Annotated in this window: 14 protein-coding genes; 6 read left to right on the forward strand and 8 right to left on the reverse strand. The window is 74.0% G+C overall.

The window, feature by feature from the left end:
- The first annotated feature begins 338 nt into the window (after positions 1 to 338).
- The 5 genes from ACFWOG_RS14225 to ACFWOG_RS14245 all read left to right on the forward strand — a co-directional run bounded on the left by ACFWOG_RS14225 (position 339) and on the right by ACFWOG_RS14245 (position 4,882).
- Positions 339 to 1,433 (forward strand): substrate-binding domain-containing protein, encoded by a 1,095-nt coding sequence (locus tag ACFWOG_RS14225; RefSeq protein WP_355408976.1) that lies wholly within the window; start codon positions 339 to 341, stop codon positions 1,431 to 1,433.
- Positions 1,434 to 1,702: 269 nt separating this feature from the next.
- Positions 1,703 to 2,491, forward strand: coding sequence for an ATP-binding cassette domain-containing protein (locus ACFWOG_RS14230; protein WP_380358192.1), 789 nt, complete (start codon positions 1,703 to 1,705; stop codon positions 2,489 to 2,491).
- On the forward strand, positions 2,488 to 3,762 hold the full coding sequence (locus ACFWOG_RS14235) for a sugar ABC transporter permease (RefSeq protein WP_380358195.1): 1,275 nt from the start codon (positions 2,488 to 2,490) through the stop codon (positions 3,760 to 3,762). The genes ACFWOG_RS14230 and ACFWOG_RS14235 overlap by 4 nt, the downstream gene beginning before the upstream one ends.
- 193 nt (positions 3,763 to 3,955) lie before the next feature.
- Positions 3,956 to 4,192 carry a hypothetical protein gene (locus ACFWOG_RS14240; RefSeq protein ID WP_329875645.1) on the forward strand — a complete coding sequence of 79 codons (237 nt, stop codon included), beginning with the start codon at positions 3,956 to 3,958 and terminating at the stop codon, positions 4,190 to 4,192.
- A gap of 177 nt (positions 4,193 to 4,369) precedes the next feature.
- Positions 4,370 to 4,882 carry an isochorismatase family protein gene (locus ACFWOG_RS14245; RefSeq protein ID WP_380358198.1) on the forward strand — a complete coding sequence of 171 codons (513 nt, stop codon included), beginning with the start codon at positions 4,370 to 4,372 and terminating at the stop codon, positions 4,880 to 4,882.
- 8 nt (positions 4,883 to 4,890) lie between these two features.
- On the opposite strand, the gene murQ is transcribed toward ACFWOG_RS14245, so the two are convergent.
- The 4 genes from murQ to ACFWOG_RS14265 form a co-directional block, all read right to left on the reverse strand.
- Positions 4,891 to 5,883, reverse strand: coding sequence for an N-acetylmuramic acid 6-phosphate etherase (murQ, locus tag ACFWOG_RS14250; protein ID WP_380358201.1), 993 nt, complete (start codon positions 5,881 to 5,883; stop codon positions 4,891 to 4,893).
- Positions 5,884 to 5,955: 72 nt separating this feature from the next.
- The gene (locus ACFWOG_RS14255) at positions 5,956 to 6,636 is read right to left on the reverse strand and encodes a DUF6445 family protein (protein ID WP_380358204.1); all 681 of its coding nucleotides are present in this window, start codon (positions 6,634 to 6,636) and stop codon (positions 5,956 to 5,958) included.
- A gap of 100 nt (positions 6,637 to 6,736) precedes the next feature.
- Positions 6,737 to 7,738: a YdcF family protein gene (locus tag ACFWOG_RS14260; protein ID WP_380358205.1), complete on the reverse strand. Its 1,002-nt coding sequence runs from the start codon at positions 7,736 to 7,738 to the stop codon at positions 6,737 to 6,739.
- A gap of 86 nt (positions 7,739 to 7,824) precedes the next feature.
- The gene (locus tag ACFWOG_RS14265; RefSeq protein WP_380358208.1) at positions 7,825 to 9,081 is read right to left on the reverse strand and encodes an MFS transporter; all 1,257 of its coding nucleotides are present in this window, start codon (positions 9,079 to 9,081) and stop codon (positions 7,825 to 7,827) included.
- A gap of 94 nt (positions 9,082 to 9,175) precedes the next feature.
- On the opposite strand from ACFWOG_RS14265, the gene ACFWOG_RS14270 reads away from it, so the two are divergent.
- Complete coding sequence (locus ACFWOG_RS14270) at positions 9,176 to 9,796, forward strand: MarR family winged helix-turn-helix transcriptional regulator (RefSeq protein WP_380358211.1); 621 nt, start codon at positions 9,176 to 9,178, stop codon at positions 9,794 to 9,796.
- Positions 9,797 to 9,856: 60 nt separating this feature from the next.
- Here the strand turns inward: ACFWOG_RS14270 and ACFWOG_RS14275 are convergent, their stop codons facing one another.
- From ACFWOG_RS14275 to ACFWOG_RS14290, 4 genes are all read right to left on the reverse strand, one after another.
- The gene (locus ACFWOG_RS14275) at positions 9,857 to 11,440 is read right to left on the reverse strand and encodes a lipase family alpha/beta hydrolase (RefSeq protein WP_380358214.1); all 1,584 of its coding nucleotides are present in this window, start codon (positions 11,438 to 11,440) and stop codon (positions 9,857 to 9,859) included.
- 213 nt (positions 11,441 to 11,653) lie between these two features.
- The gene (gene pip / locus ACFWOG_RS14280; protein ID WP_329951725.1) at positions 11,654 to 12,607 is read right to left on the reverse strand and encodes a prolyl aminopeptidase; all 954 of its coding nucleotides are present in this window, start codon (positions 12,605 to 12,607) and stop codon (positions 11,654 to 11,656) included.
- A gap of 228 nt (positions 12,608 to 12,835) precedes the next feature.
- The gene (locus tag ACFWOG_RS14285; RefSeq protein WP_380358217.1) at positions 12,836 to 13,678 is read right to left on the reverse strand and encodes a lysophospholipid acyltransferase family protein; all 843 of its coding nucleotides are present in this window, start codon (positions 13,676 to 13,678) and stop codon (positions 12,836 to 12,838) included.
- Positions 13,675 to 14,568, reverse strand: a complete 894-nt coding sequence (locus ACFWOG_RS14290; RefSeq protein WP_380358220.1) for a GNAT family N-acetyltransferase — start codon at positions 14,566 to 14,568, stop codon at positions 13,675 to 13,677. The genes ACFWOG_RS14285 and ACFWOG_RS14290 overlap by 4 nt, the downstream gene beginning before the upstream one ends.
- Positions 14,569 to 14,950: the final 382 nt, after the last annotated feature.

Raw genomic sequence — 14,950 nt, forward strand, 5'->3', positions numbered from 1 at the left:
CAAACTCTTGAACGCTTGAGTAGACCTGCCCTGTTCCTGTCAAGAGGGCCTCGGATGGTCGCTCGGGCTCGGTCCGTGCGCGCTCCGCTCGGCTTTCCCTCAGGTCCGTACCAGGTGGGGCCCATTTTCTGGAGGGATTCGTCCGTTCTGTCATGTCCTGTCATAGCTCGACTCGGAGGAATCTCCAGGTTTCAATCCCGAGTGGGCGTTCATGAAGATAACGAAAGAGTCGGGATTGAGGAGAGCTTGAATTTACTTATTGACGCCAGCTGACGGGGCCGGGTTAACTCCTCCCACCTCGCCGCAGCGCTGCGGCACCTGTCACGGAGGCACCCCCCATGAACGCAACGATGCGTCGCGTCCTCGTCGGCACCGCCGCGGTCTCACTGGCCCTGTCCATGGCCGCCTGCGGCAAGGCCGGTGGCGACAAGAAGGACAGCGCGAGCTCCGGGGACACCAAGTCCATCGGCCTGCTCCTGCCGGAGAACGCATCCTCCACCCGCTACGAGTCCTTCGACCGCCCGTTCATCGAGGCCAAGGTCACCGCCCTCTGCCCGGACTGCAAGGTCCGCTACAGCAACGCCGAGGGCAGCGCCGCGAAGCAGAAGCAGCAGTTCGACACCCTGATCGCGGAGGGCGTGAAGGTGATCGTCCTCGACGCCTTCGACGCCAAGTCCACCCAGTCGTGGGTCAAGGAGGCGGCCGGAAAGGGCGTCAAGGTCGTGGCCTACGACCGGCTGGCCACCGGCCCGGTCGCGGCCTACGTCTCCTTCGACAACGAGAAGGTCGGCGAGCTCCAGGGCCAGGCCCTGCTGGACGCCCTCGGCGGCAGGGCCGCCGACGCCAACATCGTGATGATCAACGGTGACGAGGCCGACCCGAACGCCGCCCTCTTCAAGTCCGGTGCGCACAAGGTGCTCGACGGCAAGATCAAGAAGGTGGTCTACGAGCAGTCCGGCGAGTGGAAGCCCACCGTCGCGGGCCAGAAGACCGGCGCCGCCATCACCCAGCTCGGCAAGGACGGTTTCCAGGCCGTCTACTCCGCCAACGACGGCATGGCCGGCGCCATCATCACCCAGCTCAAGGCGGCCGGCATCACCGTCCCGGTCGGCGGTCAGGACGCCGGCCTCGACGCCGTCCAGCGGATCGTCGCCGGTGACCAGGCCTACACCATCTACAAGGCCTACAAGCCGCTCGCCGACAACGCCGCCGAACTGGCCGTCAGCCTGCTGCAGGGCAAGGACGTCAAGGCCGTCGCCTCCACCACGGTGGACAGCGAGACCGACAAGGGCATCCCGGCCAAGCTGCTGCAGCCCAAGATCGTCACCAAGGCGAACATCAAGGACACCGTGATCGCCGACGGCCTCTACAAGCCCGCCGACATCTGCACCGCGGACTACGCCGCCGGCTGCACCGCCGCCGGCATCAACTAGCAGTTCCCGCAGGGCCGTCCGACCGGCTCTGGCGAACCGCCACGGCGCTCCCCGGCCCACCGGGGAGCGCCGGCCCGAGGCCCGGCCGCTCGCCCGCCGACCGGCACCCCCGACCGCGCGAGCACCCCGGCGAGCACCGCCTCGTCGCGAGCACCGCCGGGTCGGACGCGCCCCGTCGCGACACGACCACGTCGCGAGCACCACCCCCTCGCGGGTCCCACAGCCCCGCGAACACCCACCCACCCCCGCCACGCACACCCACGCAGGAGATGGTTCACGTGACAGGCGCACCCGTACTGGCGCTGCGCGCGGTCTCCAAGCGCTTCGGCGCCGTCCAGGCCCTCACCGACGTCGACCTCGACGTCCACGCCGGCGAGGTCCTCGCCCTGGTCGGCGACAACGGCGCCGGCAAGTCCACCCTGGTCAAGACGATCGCCGGCGTCCACCCCATCGACGAGGGCGCCATCACCTGGGACGGGCGCCCGGTCCGGATCGCCCGGCCCCAGGACGCCCAGACGCTCGGCATCGCCACCGTCTACCAGGACCTCGCGCTCTGCGACAACCTCGACGTCGTCGCCAACCTGTTCCTCGGCCGCGAACTGCGCCGCCGCGGCGCGCTGGACGAGGTCGCCATGGAGCGCCGGGCCAAGGAGCTGCTGGACACCCTGTCGATCCGCATCCCCAGCGTGCGGATCCCGATCGCCGCGCTCTCCGGCGGACAGCGCCAGGTCGTCGCCATCGCCCGCGCCCTGGTCGGAGACCCGCGGATCGTCATCCTCGACGAGCCCACGGCCGCGCTCGGCGTCGAACAGACCGCGCAGGTCCTCGACCTGGTCGAGCGGCTCCGCCAGCGCGGCCTCGGCGTCATCCTCATCAGCCACAACATGGCGGACGTCCGCGCGGTCGCCGACACCGTCGCCGTCCTGCGGCTCGGCCGCAACAACGGCGTCTTCCCGGTCGCCGGCACCACGCCCGAGGAGATCATCTCCGCCATCACCGGCGCCACCGACAACGCCGTCACCCGGCGCCAGGCACGTATCGCGGAGGAAGCGAAGTGACCACCAGCCAGACCACCCCCACCGCCGGGCCCACCGACGGGAGTGCGACCGCGACCGACCCGCGCCTGCTGGTCCGCCAGGGCGGCTTCGCCGGGTACGCCGAGGAGTTCCGCCGCAAGATCCGCAGCGGTGACCTCGGCTCGCTGCCGGTCGTGATCGGCCTCATCCTGATCGCGGTCATCTTCCAGAGCGTCACCGGCCACTTCCTCCAAGCGGACAACCTGACCAACATCACCAAGTGGATCGCCGGCTACGGCCTGATCTCGGTCGGGGTCGTCTTCGTCCTGCTGCTCGGGGAGATCGACCTCTCGCTCGGCTCGGTCGCCGGCGTCTGCGCCGCCGTCACCTCCGTCCTCGCCGTGCGGCAGGGCGTGAACGAGTGGCTGGCGATCATGATCGCCCTGCTCACGGCCGCCGCGATGGGAGCCCTGCACGGCTTCTTCTTCGCCAAGATCGGCGTGCCCGCCTTCGTCGTCACCCTGGCCGGCATGCTCGCCTGGAGCGGCCTCCAGGACTACGTGCTCGGCCGGCTCGGCACCGTCAACAACATCAACGACGGCGTCGTCGCCCATCTCGACAACTACTTCCTCGGCGACGGCGACATCTCCTTCGCCTGGCTGCTCGCCGTCCTCGCCATCGGCGGCTTCCTCGCGGCACAGCTCCTCACCGCCCGGCGCCGCACCGCGGCCGGCCTGCCGGCCAGGCCGCCGGGCGACATCGCGCTGCGCACCGGCGGCCTGGCCCTCGTCGCCCTGGTCGGCGCCTACACGCTCAACCAGGACAGCGGCCTGCCGCTGCCGCTGGTCGTGCTGGTCGGGGTGGTCGTCCTCACCGACTTCGTGCTCCGGCGCACCTCCTACGGACGCCAGATCTTCGCGGTCGGCGGCGGCATCGAGGCCGCCCGCCGGGCCGGCATCAACGTCGCCTGGATCCGGATCTCGGTGTTCATGATCTCCGCCGCGCTGGCCGGTCTCGGCGGGCTCTTCATCGCCTCCCAGCAGGGCTCGGCCGACAAGCTCCTCGGCGGGGGCAACGTGCTGATGAGCGCCATCGCCGCAGCCGTCATCGGCGGGACCAGCCTCTTCGGCGGGCGCGGCAGCACCTGGTCCGCCCTGCTCGGCATGCTGGTGATCCAGTCGATCACCACCGGGCTGGACATGGTGCACGCGGCCCAGGCCATCCAGTACATGATCACCGGCGCGGTGCTGCTCGCCGCGGTGGTGCTCGACTCGGTCTCCCGGCGCACGCAGAAGTCCGCCGGCCGGGGCTGAGACGGGGCCGCCTCCCCGGCGAACGGCCCTCCCGAACGGCCCGGTCCCCACCCCCACGGGGACCGGGCCTCCGCCGTGCGCGGGACGTTGGTCCCTCCCGTCCGTCCGTCCGGGCCCGCACCCTGGAGTGCGGGCCCGCCGGTCCGCGGAGACCGGCGGCGCGAGCCGAGTATGTGAGGAAGTACCGCCGTCCATGTCCGCCGAGACGATCGTGCACCGTTTGGTCGACGCCTTCTTCACCCACTGCCACGAGTGCGGCGAACCCCGTGACTCCGACTGCCACCCGCGCTCCCACTGGCGCCTCTACCTGGACCTCGACGCGGAGACCGTCCGGCGGATCCGCACGTGGGCGCTCGATCCGGCCCAGCCGGTCGGCACCGACGCCGAGCGAGCCGTGCTGTTGCACTGGCTCGAAACGCAGGAGGCCTGAGGCGCGCCGCGCGCCGGTCGCTCGGCCCCCGGGCTGCGGCGCGGCACTCCCGCTCCGCTCCGGCCCCGTGTCCTCGTGTCCCCGCCGGACGCGGGGCCGAGCGGGCCGAGCGGGCGGAGATTGGTGCGGCGGGTGCGGCGGGTGGGGCGCGACGCCGTTCCGCTAGCGTGAGCGACCATGCAGACCCTTGATCCCGCCCGCACCGCCCTCGTCCTGGTCGATCTGATGCCCCGGATCGCCGCTCTGCCGCTGGCCCCGCGCACAGGTGCCGAGGTGGTGGCCGCCTCGCTGGACCTCGCGGAGGCGTTCCGCGCCGCGGGCGCGCCGGTGATCGCGATCCGCGTCGAGCGGCCGGGCGCGGTCGAGCAGCCGCCGGGGAGCGAGCTGGTGGCCGAGGTGGCGGAGGCCGCCGACGAGGTCGTGGTCAAACGCACGATCGGCGGCTTCCACGGCACCGGGCTGGACGAGCTGCTCCGGGCGCGCGGGGTGGAGACCCTGGTGTTCGGTGGCATCGCCACCAACCTCGGTGTCGAGTCCACCGCCCGCGCCGCCTCCGACCACGGCTACGCGCTGCTGTTCGTCGAGGAGGCGCTGGCCGCCCTGACCGAGGAGGAGCACCGGGCGGCGGTCGGCCTGAACCTGCCCCGCTTCGGCGAGGTGGTCGGGCGGGCGGCCGTCCGCCTGGGCTGACCTCCGGCCTACTCCTGCGCCGTCCTCACCGGCCGCCGGGCCAGCTCCAGGGCGTCGCGCAGGCGCCCGCCGGAGGCGGCCAGCAACTGCGCGGCGGCCGGTGCGTCGACCCCGGCGAGGACGACCAGGACGGCGTCCTTGGCCTCGCCGCCGGTCGCGGCCAGTGCGCGCCGCGCGGTCGCCTCGTCCGCTCCGGTGATCTCGGTGACGATCCGGCGGGCCCGGTCACGCAGTTTGGCGTTGCCGGTCCGTACGTCGACCATCAGGTTCCCGTACGTCTTGCCGAGCCGGACCATCACCGCCGTGGAGATCAGGTTCAGCACCAGCTTCTGCGCCGTCCCGGCCTTGAGCCGGGTGGAACCGGCCACCACCTCGGGCCCCACGACCACCTCGATGCCCAGCTCGGCCGCGGCCACCAGGGGTGAGCCCGCCGTGCAGGACAGCCCCACGGACAGGGCCCCGGCCGTGCGCGCGTGCCGGACGGCCGCCACCGTGTACGGCGTGCGGCCCGAGGCCGACAGCCCGATCACGGTGTCGTCGGGCGTCGGCGCCAGCGCGTCCAGGTCGGCGACCGCCCGCTCCGGGCGGTCCTCCGCCCCCTCCACGGCGTGCAGCAGCGCCGGCGGTCCGCCCGCGATCAGCCCGACCACCCGGCCCGGCCCGGTGTTGAACGTCGGCGGGCACTCGCTCGCGTCGAGGACGCCGAGCCGCCCGGCCGTCCCGGCGCCGGCGTAGACCAGCCGCCCGCCCCGGCCCATCCGGGCGGCGACCGCGTCCACCACGGCGGCGATCCGCGGCAGCGCGCCGGTCACCGCGGTGGCGACGGTCCGGTCCTCGGCGTTCATCAGCCGCAGCAGGTCGAGCGTCGCCAGCCGGTCGATCCCGCCCCACTCCGGCCGCACCGTTTCCGTCACCGGTCGCGGCAGCGGCGGGGGAGGAGGCGGGGGCGGTGCGGCCGATGAGGTCGCGGCGGCGGGGTCGGACGGGTGCGCACTCTCCATACGCCCCACCTCCCCCCGCCGGACCGCTGCCAACCCGGCGCGGGCGGGTGGGCGGGCCGTGGCGCCCGGCGGTCAGGCCATCCAGAAGAAGACCGCCGTCATGCGCCGGTCCTCCGGGGTGAGGCCGTAGTAGCCGGTGGCGCTGTGGATGAGGTTGGCGTGGTACAGCAGGAGCCGGTTGTAGCGGTTGGGCACGCGCACGTCCTCGACGAACGCGTCGGACGGGACGCGCCGGGTGCCGAGGGCCTCGACGAGGTTGTGGTGCGGCGCGGTGACGAGGTTGCCGCCGAGCCGCCCTCCCGGGAACTGCTGGCGGTAGAAGCCGGTGCCGGCGTCCCCGGGGGCGCCGGGGCTGAGGTAGAGCACGGCCGCGAAGCGGCAGAGCGCGCGGGAGTCGGTGTGGGGGCGCGGCTGCGACTCACCGGCGCCGACCACCTGGACGCAGTTGTGGTTGAGGGTGCCGCCGGCGGGGGTGCTCCGGACCCAGAGCCGCCGGGCGCCGGTGGCCCTGCGGACCAGGGTCTCGACCCGGGCGAGTTCGTCGGGTTCGAGCCCGGGCATGGTCCGCAGCCCGGGCCAGGACTCCGGCCGGTAGGGGTGGCCCTCGGTCCACTCGCCGCGGTCGAGGCAGCGCCGCCGGACGGCGTCGGGGTCGGGCAGGACGTCGTCGATCACCCAGTAGTCGCGTCCGGGCGTGGGTTTGCGGTACGGGAGGACCGGCAGGGCGGTCCTCCCGGCGGGCAGTGGAGGCATGCGCCGACCATAGGATTCGGGGCCCCCAACGTTCTGCCGTGAGCAGGTCAACCTTTCGTCAAAGGCGTCGGGGGCGGGTCCGGACGGGCGGCGCGGCCCGTCAGTAGGTGGCCGCGAGCAGTCCGCAGACCGCCAGGAAGCCGCAGATCCCGAAGTTGACCAGCTTGTGGGCGAGGAACACCGCCGCGAACTCGCGTATGGTCGCGCTCGGCCAGTAGTACGCGGCCGTCGGCGAGCCGAAGACCTGCCCGTTGACGCCGGTCTTGCGGGCCATGAGCGCGGCGCGGAACGCGTGGAAGTTGTTGGTGACGATGACGCAGCGGTAGTCGGGCCGGGCCTGCTCCATGATCACCTTGCTGAAGACCAGGTTCTCCTCGGTGGTGCGCGAGCGGTCCTCCTGCTCCAGGTGCTCCGGGGGGAAGCCGCGCTCGACGAGGTAGCCGGCCATCGCGTGGGACTCCGCCACCTTCTCGTCCGACCCCTTCCCGCCCGAGGCGATCAGGATCGGCGGGTTGCCGCGCGCGGCCTGCCGGTCGTAGACCTGGCGGCCCCGGTCGAGCCGGCTGGCGAGCAGCGGCGGCACCCGCTCCCCGCCGATCAGGCCGGAGCCGAGCACCACCACGAAGTCGACGTCGCGGCGCGGGCGGTGGCGTCCGTAGAGGAAGGCGTAGCCGACGAAGCAGACGAACAGGAAGGAGACGTAGCCGACCACCAGGACGGCCGTTCCGGCGACGATGCCGAGCCGGACCGAGTGGGTGGCCAGCGCCGCCACGAGCAGGCCGATCACCGCGAGGATGCCGAGTCCGGCGAGCAGCGAGAGCAGGTTGGCGAGCCGCCACCCCTCCTTGCGGACCATGGTGAGCCCGTTGGAGATCAGGAAGCCGATCAGGGCCAGGGTGCCGGTGGCCGGAACCAGGATGATCGCGACCGCCGCCAGCTCCGCCACCAGCGTCGGCGCCTTGCGCAGCTCGGCGATCAGGGCGAGCGCGAGGAAGGACATGGCGAGGCCGAGCAGGACGGCGTTGCTGAACTGGCGGCGGTCCCGCAGGACTCCGATCCCGCAGAGGAGGAAGAAGAAGGCCGCTGGGGTATAGGCGATCATGTTCGTATCGTAGGGGCCCGGCCGGGGTGGCCGGCGGGAGCCTCCGGATCGGCCGCCGCCGGCGTGCGCACCGGCGGGCGGGGCGACTACGGGCGCGCCGGCTCCGGCCGTGCGGGCCGCTCCTGCCCCTCGTGCGAGGCCCCGTCCTTCGGTCCGATGCGCCCGATCCGGCGCACGCCCGGTACCGCCGCGGTGCCCGCGCAGGCGAGCGCCACCAGGGCGGCGGTGACGAGCAGGGGCCCGGTGCTGCCCCAGGCGTCGGCGGCGAGCGGGGCCAGCGTGTAGCCGAGCGGTGCGGCGGCGAGGGAGAGCAGCCAGTCGTAGGAGGTGACCCTGGCCAGCACCTGGGCCGGGAACTCCTGCTGGACGACGGTCTGCCAGACCGGGTTGAGGAAGCCGAGCCCGGTCATGGCCAGTGCGTAGGCGGTCACCGTGACCGGTGCGGGCGCGCTCACGGCGAGGGCCGTCAGCGGCAGCGCGTACAGGGCCAGGCCCAGGTTGGCGACGAGGACGGGCTGTCGCGGCCGGACCCGCCCGGCGATCAGCGAACCGGCCAGCACCCCGAAGGCGGCGGCCTGGGTCATGGCGATCCACACGCCGTCACCGCCGAGCCGCTGGGCCGCGATGAGCGGGCCGAGGGTCAGCAGGACGGCGCTGGCGCCGTTCCAGACGCCGTGGCCGATCAGACTGGTCCAGTACCAGTCGCGTGCGCGCAGCTCGCTCCATCCCTCGGCCAGGTCCGCGCGCAGCGGGCGACGGCCGCCCGGGGTGTGGCGGACCCTCAGCCGCGACATCAGCGCGGCGCTGACCAGGAACGAGGCGCCGTCCAGGACGAACGCCCAGCCGGCGCCCGCCGTGTAGACCAGCAGGCCGGCCAGTGCGGGGCCGCCGAGCCGCGCGGCGTTGGTGGCGGAGGCGAGCAGGGCGTTGGCGCGCATCCGCAGCGGGCCCTCGACGGTGGCCGCGATCAGCGGCGAGGCGGTCGGCATGGCGAAGGCGGAGGCGATGCCGCCGACCGCCTCGGCGACGGCGATGTGCGCCAACCGGGGCTCGCCGCCGAGCAGTTCGAGGCCGACGAGGATCTGGGCGGCGGCCCGGACCAGGTCGGTGGTGAGCGCGATCAGGCGCGGATCGAAGCGGTCCCCGACGACGCCGCCGAGCGGGAGGAGGAGCAGGCGCGGCACCATGGCGCAGCCCAGGACCAGGGCGAGCGCGGAGGAGGAGCCGGTCGCCCGGGTGATCGCGATGGCGAGCGCGGCCGGGACGACGGCGTCGCCGAGGGTCGAGACCGCCCGGCCGAGGAAGAGCAGGCGGAAGTCGCGCAGTCGCAGAGGGTGGGTCACGGACGGGACTATATTTCGGTACCGAAATTTCGGCAACGAAATAATGTGGGTTCGACGTGACAGGCCGTGACGTGCCGCCGCCTAGACTCGTGCCATGACGCGCGCCCCCCGCCCCGACCGACCGGCCGACCGGCAGCCCCCGGACGAGGCGCGGGCGGAGGAGCTCCGCGACTGGACCGACGGCCACGTCGAACGCTGGCAGCCGGTCCTGCCGCACCTCGACCCGGACATCGAGGGCGCCGTCACCCGGATGAGCAAGCTCTCCCGCCACCTCGGCCGCGTGCGCGAACAGGGCGTGGCCGACTACGGCCTGCAGAAGCACGAGTTCGACACCCTGCACGAGCTGGCCGGGCGCGGCGGCCACGCCGCCCCGTCCGAGCTCCGGAACGACCTCAACCTGGCACCGGCCTCGGTGACCGGCCGGCTCGAAGCACTCGAACGGCGCGGGTTCGTCGTCCGCACCCCCTCCACCGAGGACCGGCGGCGGGTCGACGTCCGGCTCACCGAGACGGGCCGCGCGGCCTGGCGCGAGGCGCTGGACGTGGTCGGCCGCGAGGAACGGCGCCTGCTCGGCGTCCTCACGCCGGACGAACGGCGCCGGCTCTCCGACCTGCTGCGCCGCGTCCTGCTGGCCGCCGAGGCGCCCGCGCCGGACCGGCCGGGCAGGCCCGAGCGGCCGGGGAGGTCCACGGCCGCAGGCGGGCACGGCCACTGACCGCGGCGGGCCCGGCCCGGGCCCGCGCGCCGCGGCCCCGGGCGGGGAGCGGCGGGGGTGTCAGTTCCAGCGGCCGACCGTGAGGCGGACCCTGGCCCCCTCGCCGAGGATCGGGGCGGTGGTCGACGGCAGCCGGACCCGGGCGACCCAGGAGTCCGCCTGCGGGTCCTCGTCCGGCAGCGGCCGCTCGTCCTCCGGGTGGAGGTCCTTGATCGTGCCGGTGACCTCGGAGTTCCAGTGCGCCCAGGCCGCCGGGCGCGGCCCGGCGGCCTGTACGTCGACGATCAGGGTGTCCGCGAAGTCGGCGGTCTGCTCCAGGTGGTCGCCGAAGCCGAAGAACCCCTTGTGCTCGCGCAGCGAGAGCACCCGCAGGTCGAGCGCGTAGCGCAGCGGCGCCGCCCCCGGCCGCGGCAGGGCGGTGGAGAGGAACGCGGTCGCCAGGGGGACGGCGCCGTCCCCGTCGGCGCGGTCGCCGTCCGGGTCCCGCCCGCGCCGGCCGTTGCGCCGGGGGTCGGAGAGCTGGATCGGGCACCAGTGCGGTGCCACCCGCTCGTGCATCAGCACCGGCAGCCCGCGCACCTTGAGCTCCACCTCGGCCTGCCAGGTGACGTCGGGGTCGTCCTCCGGCAGCTCCAGGCCGACCAGGTCGGCGCGGACCCGCAGGTCGCCGAACAGGAAGCGGCGCAGGTTCTGGTACCCCTCCTCGGAGTTGACCAGCCCGTACCGCCCGCTGTGGCTGCGGTGGGCGAAGGCGCGGTGGGCTCCGGTGACCTGGGCGTTCTCGATCTGCACCAGCCCGTCGCTGCGCGGGCCGACCGCCGCCGAGGAGACGCCGTGGGCCACGTCGTAGTCGGCGGAATCGGTGCCGACGAAGCAGAACACCCGGTTCAGCGGGAAGCTTCCGGCCGCGTCCTCGGCGGAGCCGGTGCCGTCGTCGTCCGGCATGTCGACGGCCCGCCAGCCCACCGGCGGCCCGGCCTCGTCCCGGCGGCCGGCCGGGGTCAGGTACCGGTACATCCGGGCGGGTCCGAACACGTCCGCGCCGTTGAAGTTGACCATGTCCCGCAGCGCCTCGGGGACGCCGAACCCGACGTCGAAGGTGATGCCGCCGTGCGGCGTCCCGTACGTGAAGAGCTTCGCGACGTAGTCGGCGGCCCGCCGCCCCGGGCGCCGTTCCGGGATGACCTTCTGCAGCAGGCAGCGGCAGATCAGCCCGCCCATCGAGTGGGCGACCAGGTGGACCTGGGGCGCGCCCGTCCTGGCCTGTAGCTTCTCGATCAGGTCCAGCAGGTCGGCGGCGGCCGTCTCCAGGTCGAACCGCTGCGGCCCGGCTCCCCAGGCGCCGGTGCAGCGGTCGTAGAAGCGGTGGATCCAGATGCTGTCGGGGGGAATCTCGTCGTGGTTCTCCAGGTAGTTCTCCTGGCTGCCCTCGACGAGGATGTGGTAGCCCTCGTCGAGGTGCAGGCGCAGTAACGGACTTTCGAACTGGTAGAAGACGGGGTCGTCCTCACGCCCGACGCGGATGTGCGTCGAGCCCTCGTTGAATCCGTAGAACGGATCCGTCACGGCCTTCTCGATCCCGGGGGTGCCTCCGGCGTAGCCCCGGACATAGATGATCGGGAGTCTGGCGGACGGCGTACTCATGGCCGGCCTGCCCTCTCCGCGGCCGGCACCGACCGGCACCGGTCGACCCGTTGGCGTGGGAGCTTCTCCCCTCCAGTGTCGGAGTCCGGAGCCGACCTGTCACCCCCCGAGTGCGGACCGTTGATGGCCCGTCACCATCCGTGCCGGACCGTTCCGGCGGGCGGGCGGTGGGTGCCCGGTGCGCCCGGCGCGTCACCGGGCGTGCCGGGACGGCTACAGGAAGCGCTCCAGGGCGTCGAGGACGGCCCGGCGCATCACCGGGGTGCCGGTGTGCCCCGCCTCGTCGATGACGGTCAGCGTGGCGTCCGGCCAGGCCTTGGCGAGCGACCAGGGGGTGTCCAGCGGGCAGCCGAGATCCAGCTTCCCGTGGATGAGGGCGCCGGGGATGCCGGCCAACAGGTGTGCGTCGCGCAGGAGTTGGCCGTCCTCCAGGAAGCCCTGGTGGGAGAAGTAGTGTGCGGTGATCCGGGTGAAGGCCATCAGGGCGTCGGTCGGGCGGTCGGAGTACGCGTTCGGGGTGCCCAGCGACTCGTGGGAGATCACCGCGTCCTCCCAGGTCGCCCAGTCGTTCGCGGCCTTGCGCCGGACGGCCTCGTCCGGGCTGTTCAGCAGCCGGCTGTACGCGGACACCAGGTCGCCGCCGCGGTCCTCGGGCGGCAGCGCGTCGCGGAACGCCTCCCACGGGCCGGGGAACAGCCGGCCGACGCCCCGGTAGAGCCAGTCGATCTCCTCGGGCCGGGTCATGGTGACGGCGCTGATCACGATCTCGGACACCCGCTCGGGGTGGGCCTGGGCGTACGCGAGGATCAGGGTGGATCCCCAGGAGCCGCCGTACAGCAGCCACTTCTCGACGCCCAGGTGCTCGCGGAGCCGTTCCATGTCGGCGATCAGGTGCGCGGTGGTGTTGTGTTCCAGGGTGGTGGCCGGGTCGGCGGCGTGCGGCTCGCTCCGGCCGCAGCCGCGCTGGCTGAAGAGGATCAGGTGGTACCGCTCGGGGTCGAAGAACCGCCGGTTGCCGGCGTTGAGCCCGGAGCCCGGCCCGCCGTGCACCACCAGGGCGGGCTTGCCCGACGGGTTTCCGGATGCCTCCCAGTGGATCCGGTTGCCGTCGCCGACGTCGAGCAGCCCCTCCGCGTACGGTGTGCCGATCGGATGGAACTCGGACATGCGGCGGCCTCCTCGGGCAGGGGACGGGGTGCCCGTGAGGCTAGCGGCCGGGACGGCGGTAGTCGAACGGTTTTCGGCGGCCGACCGCCGGTGGCCGCCGCACGGGGGACGGGCGGGGGCGGGCGGGAAGCGGTCGGGGCGGGCGGGGGCGGTCGCCCTGCTGCCGTGGCGGACGTGAGCGGTCCGGCGGCCGGCCGGGACGACCGCCGCCAGGCCGCTCCGCCGCCCTCAGCGGACGCCCTCCACCGATGCCTGGGCGGCGTGGGCCAGTTCGCGGCGGGCCTGCCGGAGGCCGCCGCCGGGCTGCGGGGCCGGGGCCGGGATCGGCGGACGGAAGGTCAGCTCCGCCACCAGCCCCCGCACCGCGACCACCCGGGCGAGCGAGTTGAGCAGCCCGTCCTCCCCGACGAACGCCGGCGCGCTGGTCGCCCGCCCGTCGGCCAGCCGGTAGCGGATCGTCATCGGCTGGACCGGGGCGCCCGCCCGGACGGCGGCCTCGAAGAAGGCCGGGCGGAACCGGCCGCTCTCGCGCCCGCACCAGGTGGACCCCTCCGGGAAGACGACCATCGGGTGGCCGTCCCGCAGCAGGGCGGCCACCTCGGAGACCGTCCCGGGAAGGGTGCGGAGCCGGTCGCGGTCCAGGAAGACCGTGCCGCCCCAGGAGACCATCCGGCCGAGCACCGGCCAGTGGCGGACCTCGGTCTTGGCCAGCGAGCGGCCGGGCCGCACGGCGGCGATGAGCGGGATGTCCAGCCAGGACACGTGGTTGGCCACCAGGAGCACACCGGAGTGCTGCGGGTTCGGGCGGTCGTCCGGGCGGTCGTCCGGGGTGGGGGCGATCCGCACCGCCACCCCGAGCGAGCCGAGGAGTGTGCGGGCCCAGAACCGGGCCAGCAGGTCGCGCGGCCCCCGGGGCAGGGTGCTTGCCGGCCGGGTGAGCGCCAGTCCCGTCGCCAGGACCAGCAGGCAGGCCGTCAGCCGCAGCACCCGCCGGGGGAGGGCGACCGTCGGCGCCGGGTCGGTGAGGCAGGACTCGGGTGTGCAGGACGCCGTCGGCAGCCAGACGCTCATGAGACCGGTCCTGCCGCGGGTTCGGTGCCGCCCGCCAGGGAGGCCGCCGGTGCGGTGGCCGCCGTGCCGGCCGTCACCCCGCCCACGCCGGAGAGGAAGTGCCGCAGGTAGCGGGGGTCGGTCCGCTCCAGCGAGAGCAGCACGAACAGGTCGGCGGTGTCGAAGTCCCGGTCGTGGGCGGGCGCTCCGCAGACCCAGGCGCCCAGCCGCAGGTAGCCGCGGAGCAGGGCCGGCAGCGCCGCCCGCTCGGCGCGCGGTACGCCGGTGGCGTCCCAGAGCCGGTGCGGCGCCACCCGGTACTCCTCGGGGGCGATGTGCTTGGCGCCGACGGTGTCCCAGACCCGGGCCGCGGTGGCGCCGCCGTCGTCCAGCGGGATCGAGCAGCAGCCGCCCACCCAGGTGTTGCCGGTGTCGGCCAGGTAGCGGGCGATGCCGCCCCACATCAGGTTGATGACGGCGCCGTTGCCCCGGTGCTCGGGGGCGATGCAGGAGCGGCCCAGCTCGACCAGGCCGTCGCGCAGCGGCGCCAGGTTGCGGAGGTCGAACTCGCCGTCCGAGTAGAGCCGGCCGGCCCGGCGGGCGGCCTCGGGGCGCAGCAGCCGGTAGGTGCCGACCACGGTGCCGTCCTCGCCCTCACGGACCAGCAGGTGGTCGCAGAACTCGTCGAACGGGTCGACGTCCAGCCCCGCGACCGGGCTGTGCAGGGTGGCGCCGAGCTCGGCGGCGAAGACGCGGTGACGCAGCCGCTGGGCGGCGCGGACGTCGTCCTCGTCCCGGGCGAGGGCGACCGTGTAGACGGCGGGCGACGGCACGGCCGGGCGCGGGGCGGGCACCGCGGTGGGGTGGACGGGGGTGACTGCGGGCGGAGCGTACGTGGGGACGATGGTCATGGCGGACCCTCCAGGGCAGCACGGACGACGGCAGCCACGGAACTCCGTGGCACCGGGCAGGCCCGCGTCCTCGGCGGGCGTGCTGACCGGCACCCGTATGTCTCTCCAAGTCGGCTGGCGTCCACGTTGCGGTTCGGCGGAGAGCAGATGTGCACCTGCTGAATGCGGTCACCCGTCGTGTGCGGGACACCTGGCGGGCACCAGGACGCCGTCCGCTGCTCGGCTCGACGGGGTGGCGGACGCGGGCCCGGCCGTGACGGCGGTCGCCCGGCGGCTCCTCGGCGGCCCGGGAGGTCCGGGAGGTCCGGTCGTCCACCGGGCCGGGGCGGCGCCGGAGACGGGCCCGCCGCCGTCCCCCCGGGAGGACTGCGGGGGGACGGCG

It is taken from the genome of Kitasatospora sp. NPDC058406 (genome assembly GCF_042722765.1).
GTDB lineage: Bacteria > Actinomycetota > Actinomycetes > Streptomycetales > Streptomycetaceae > Kitasatospora.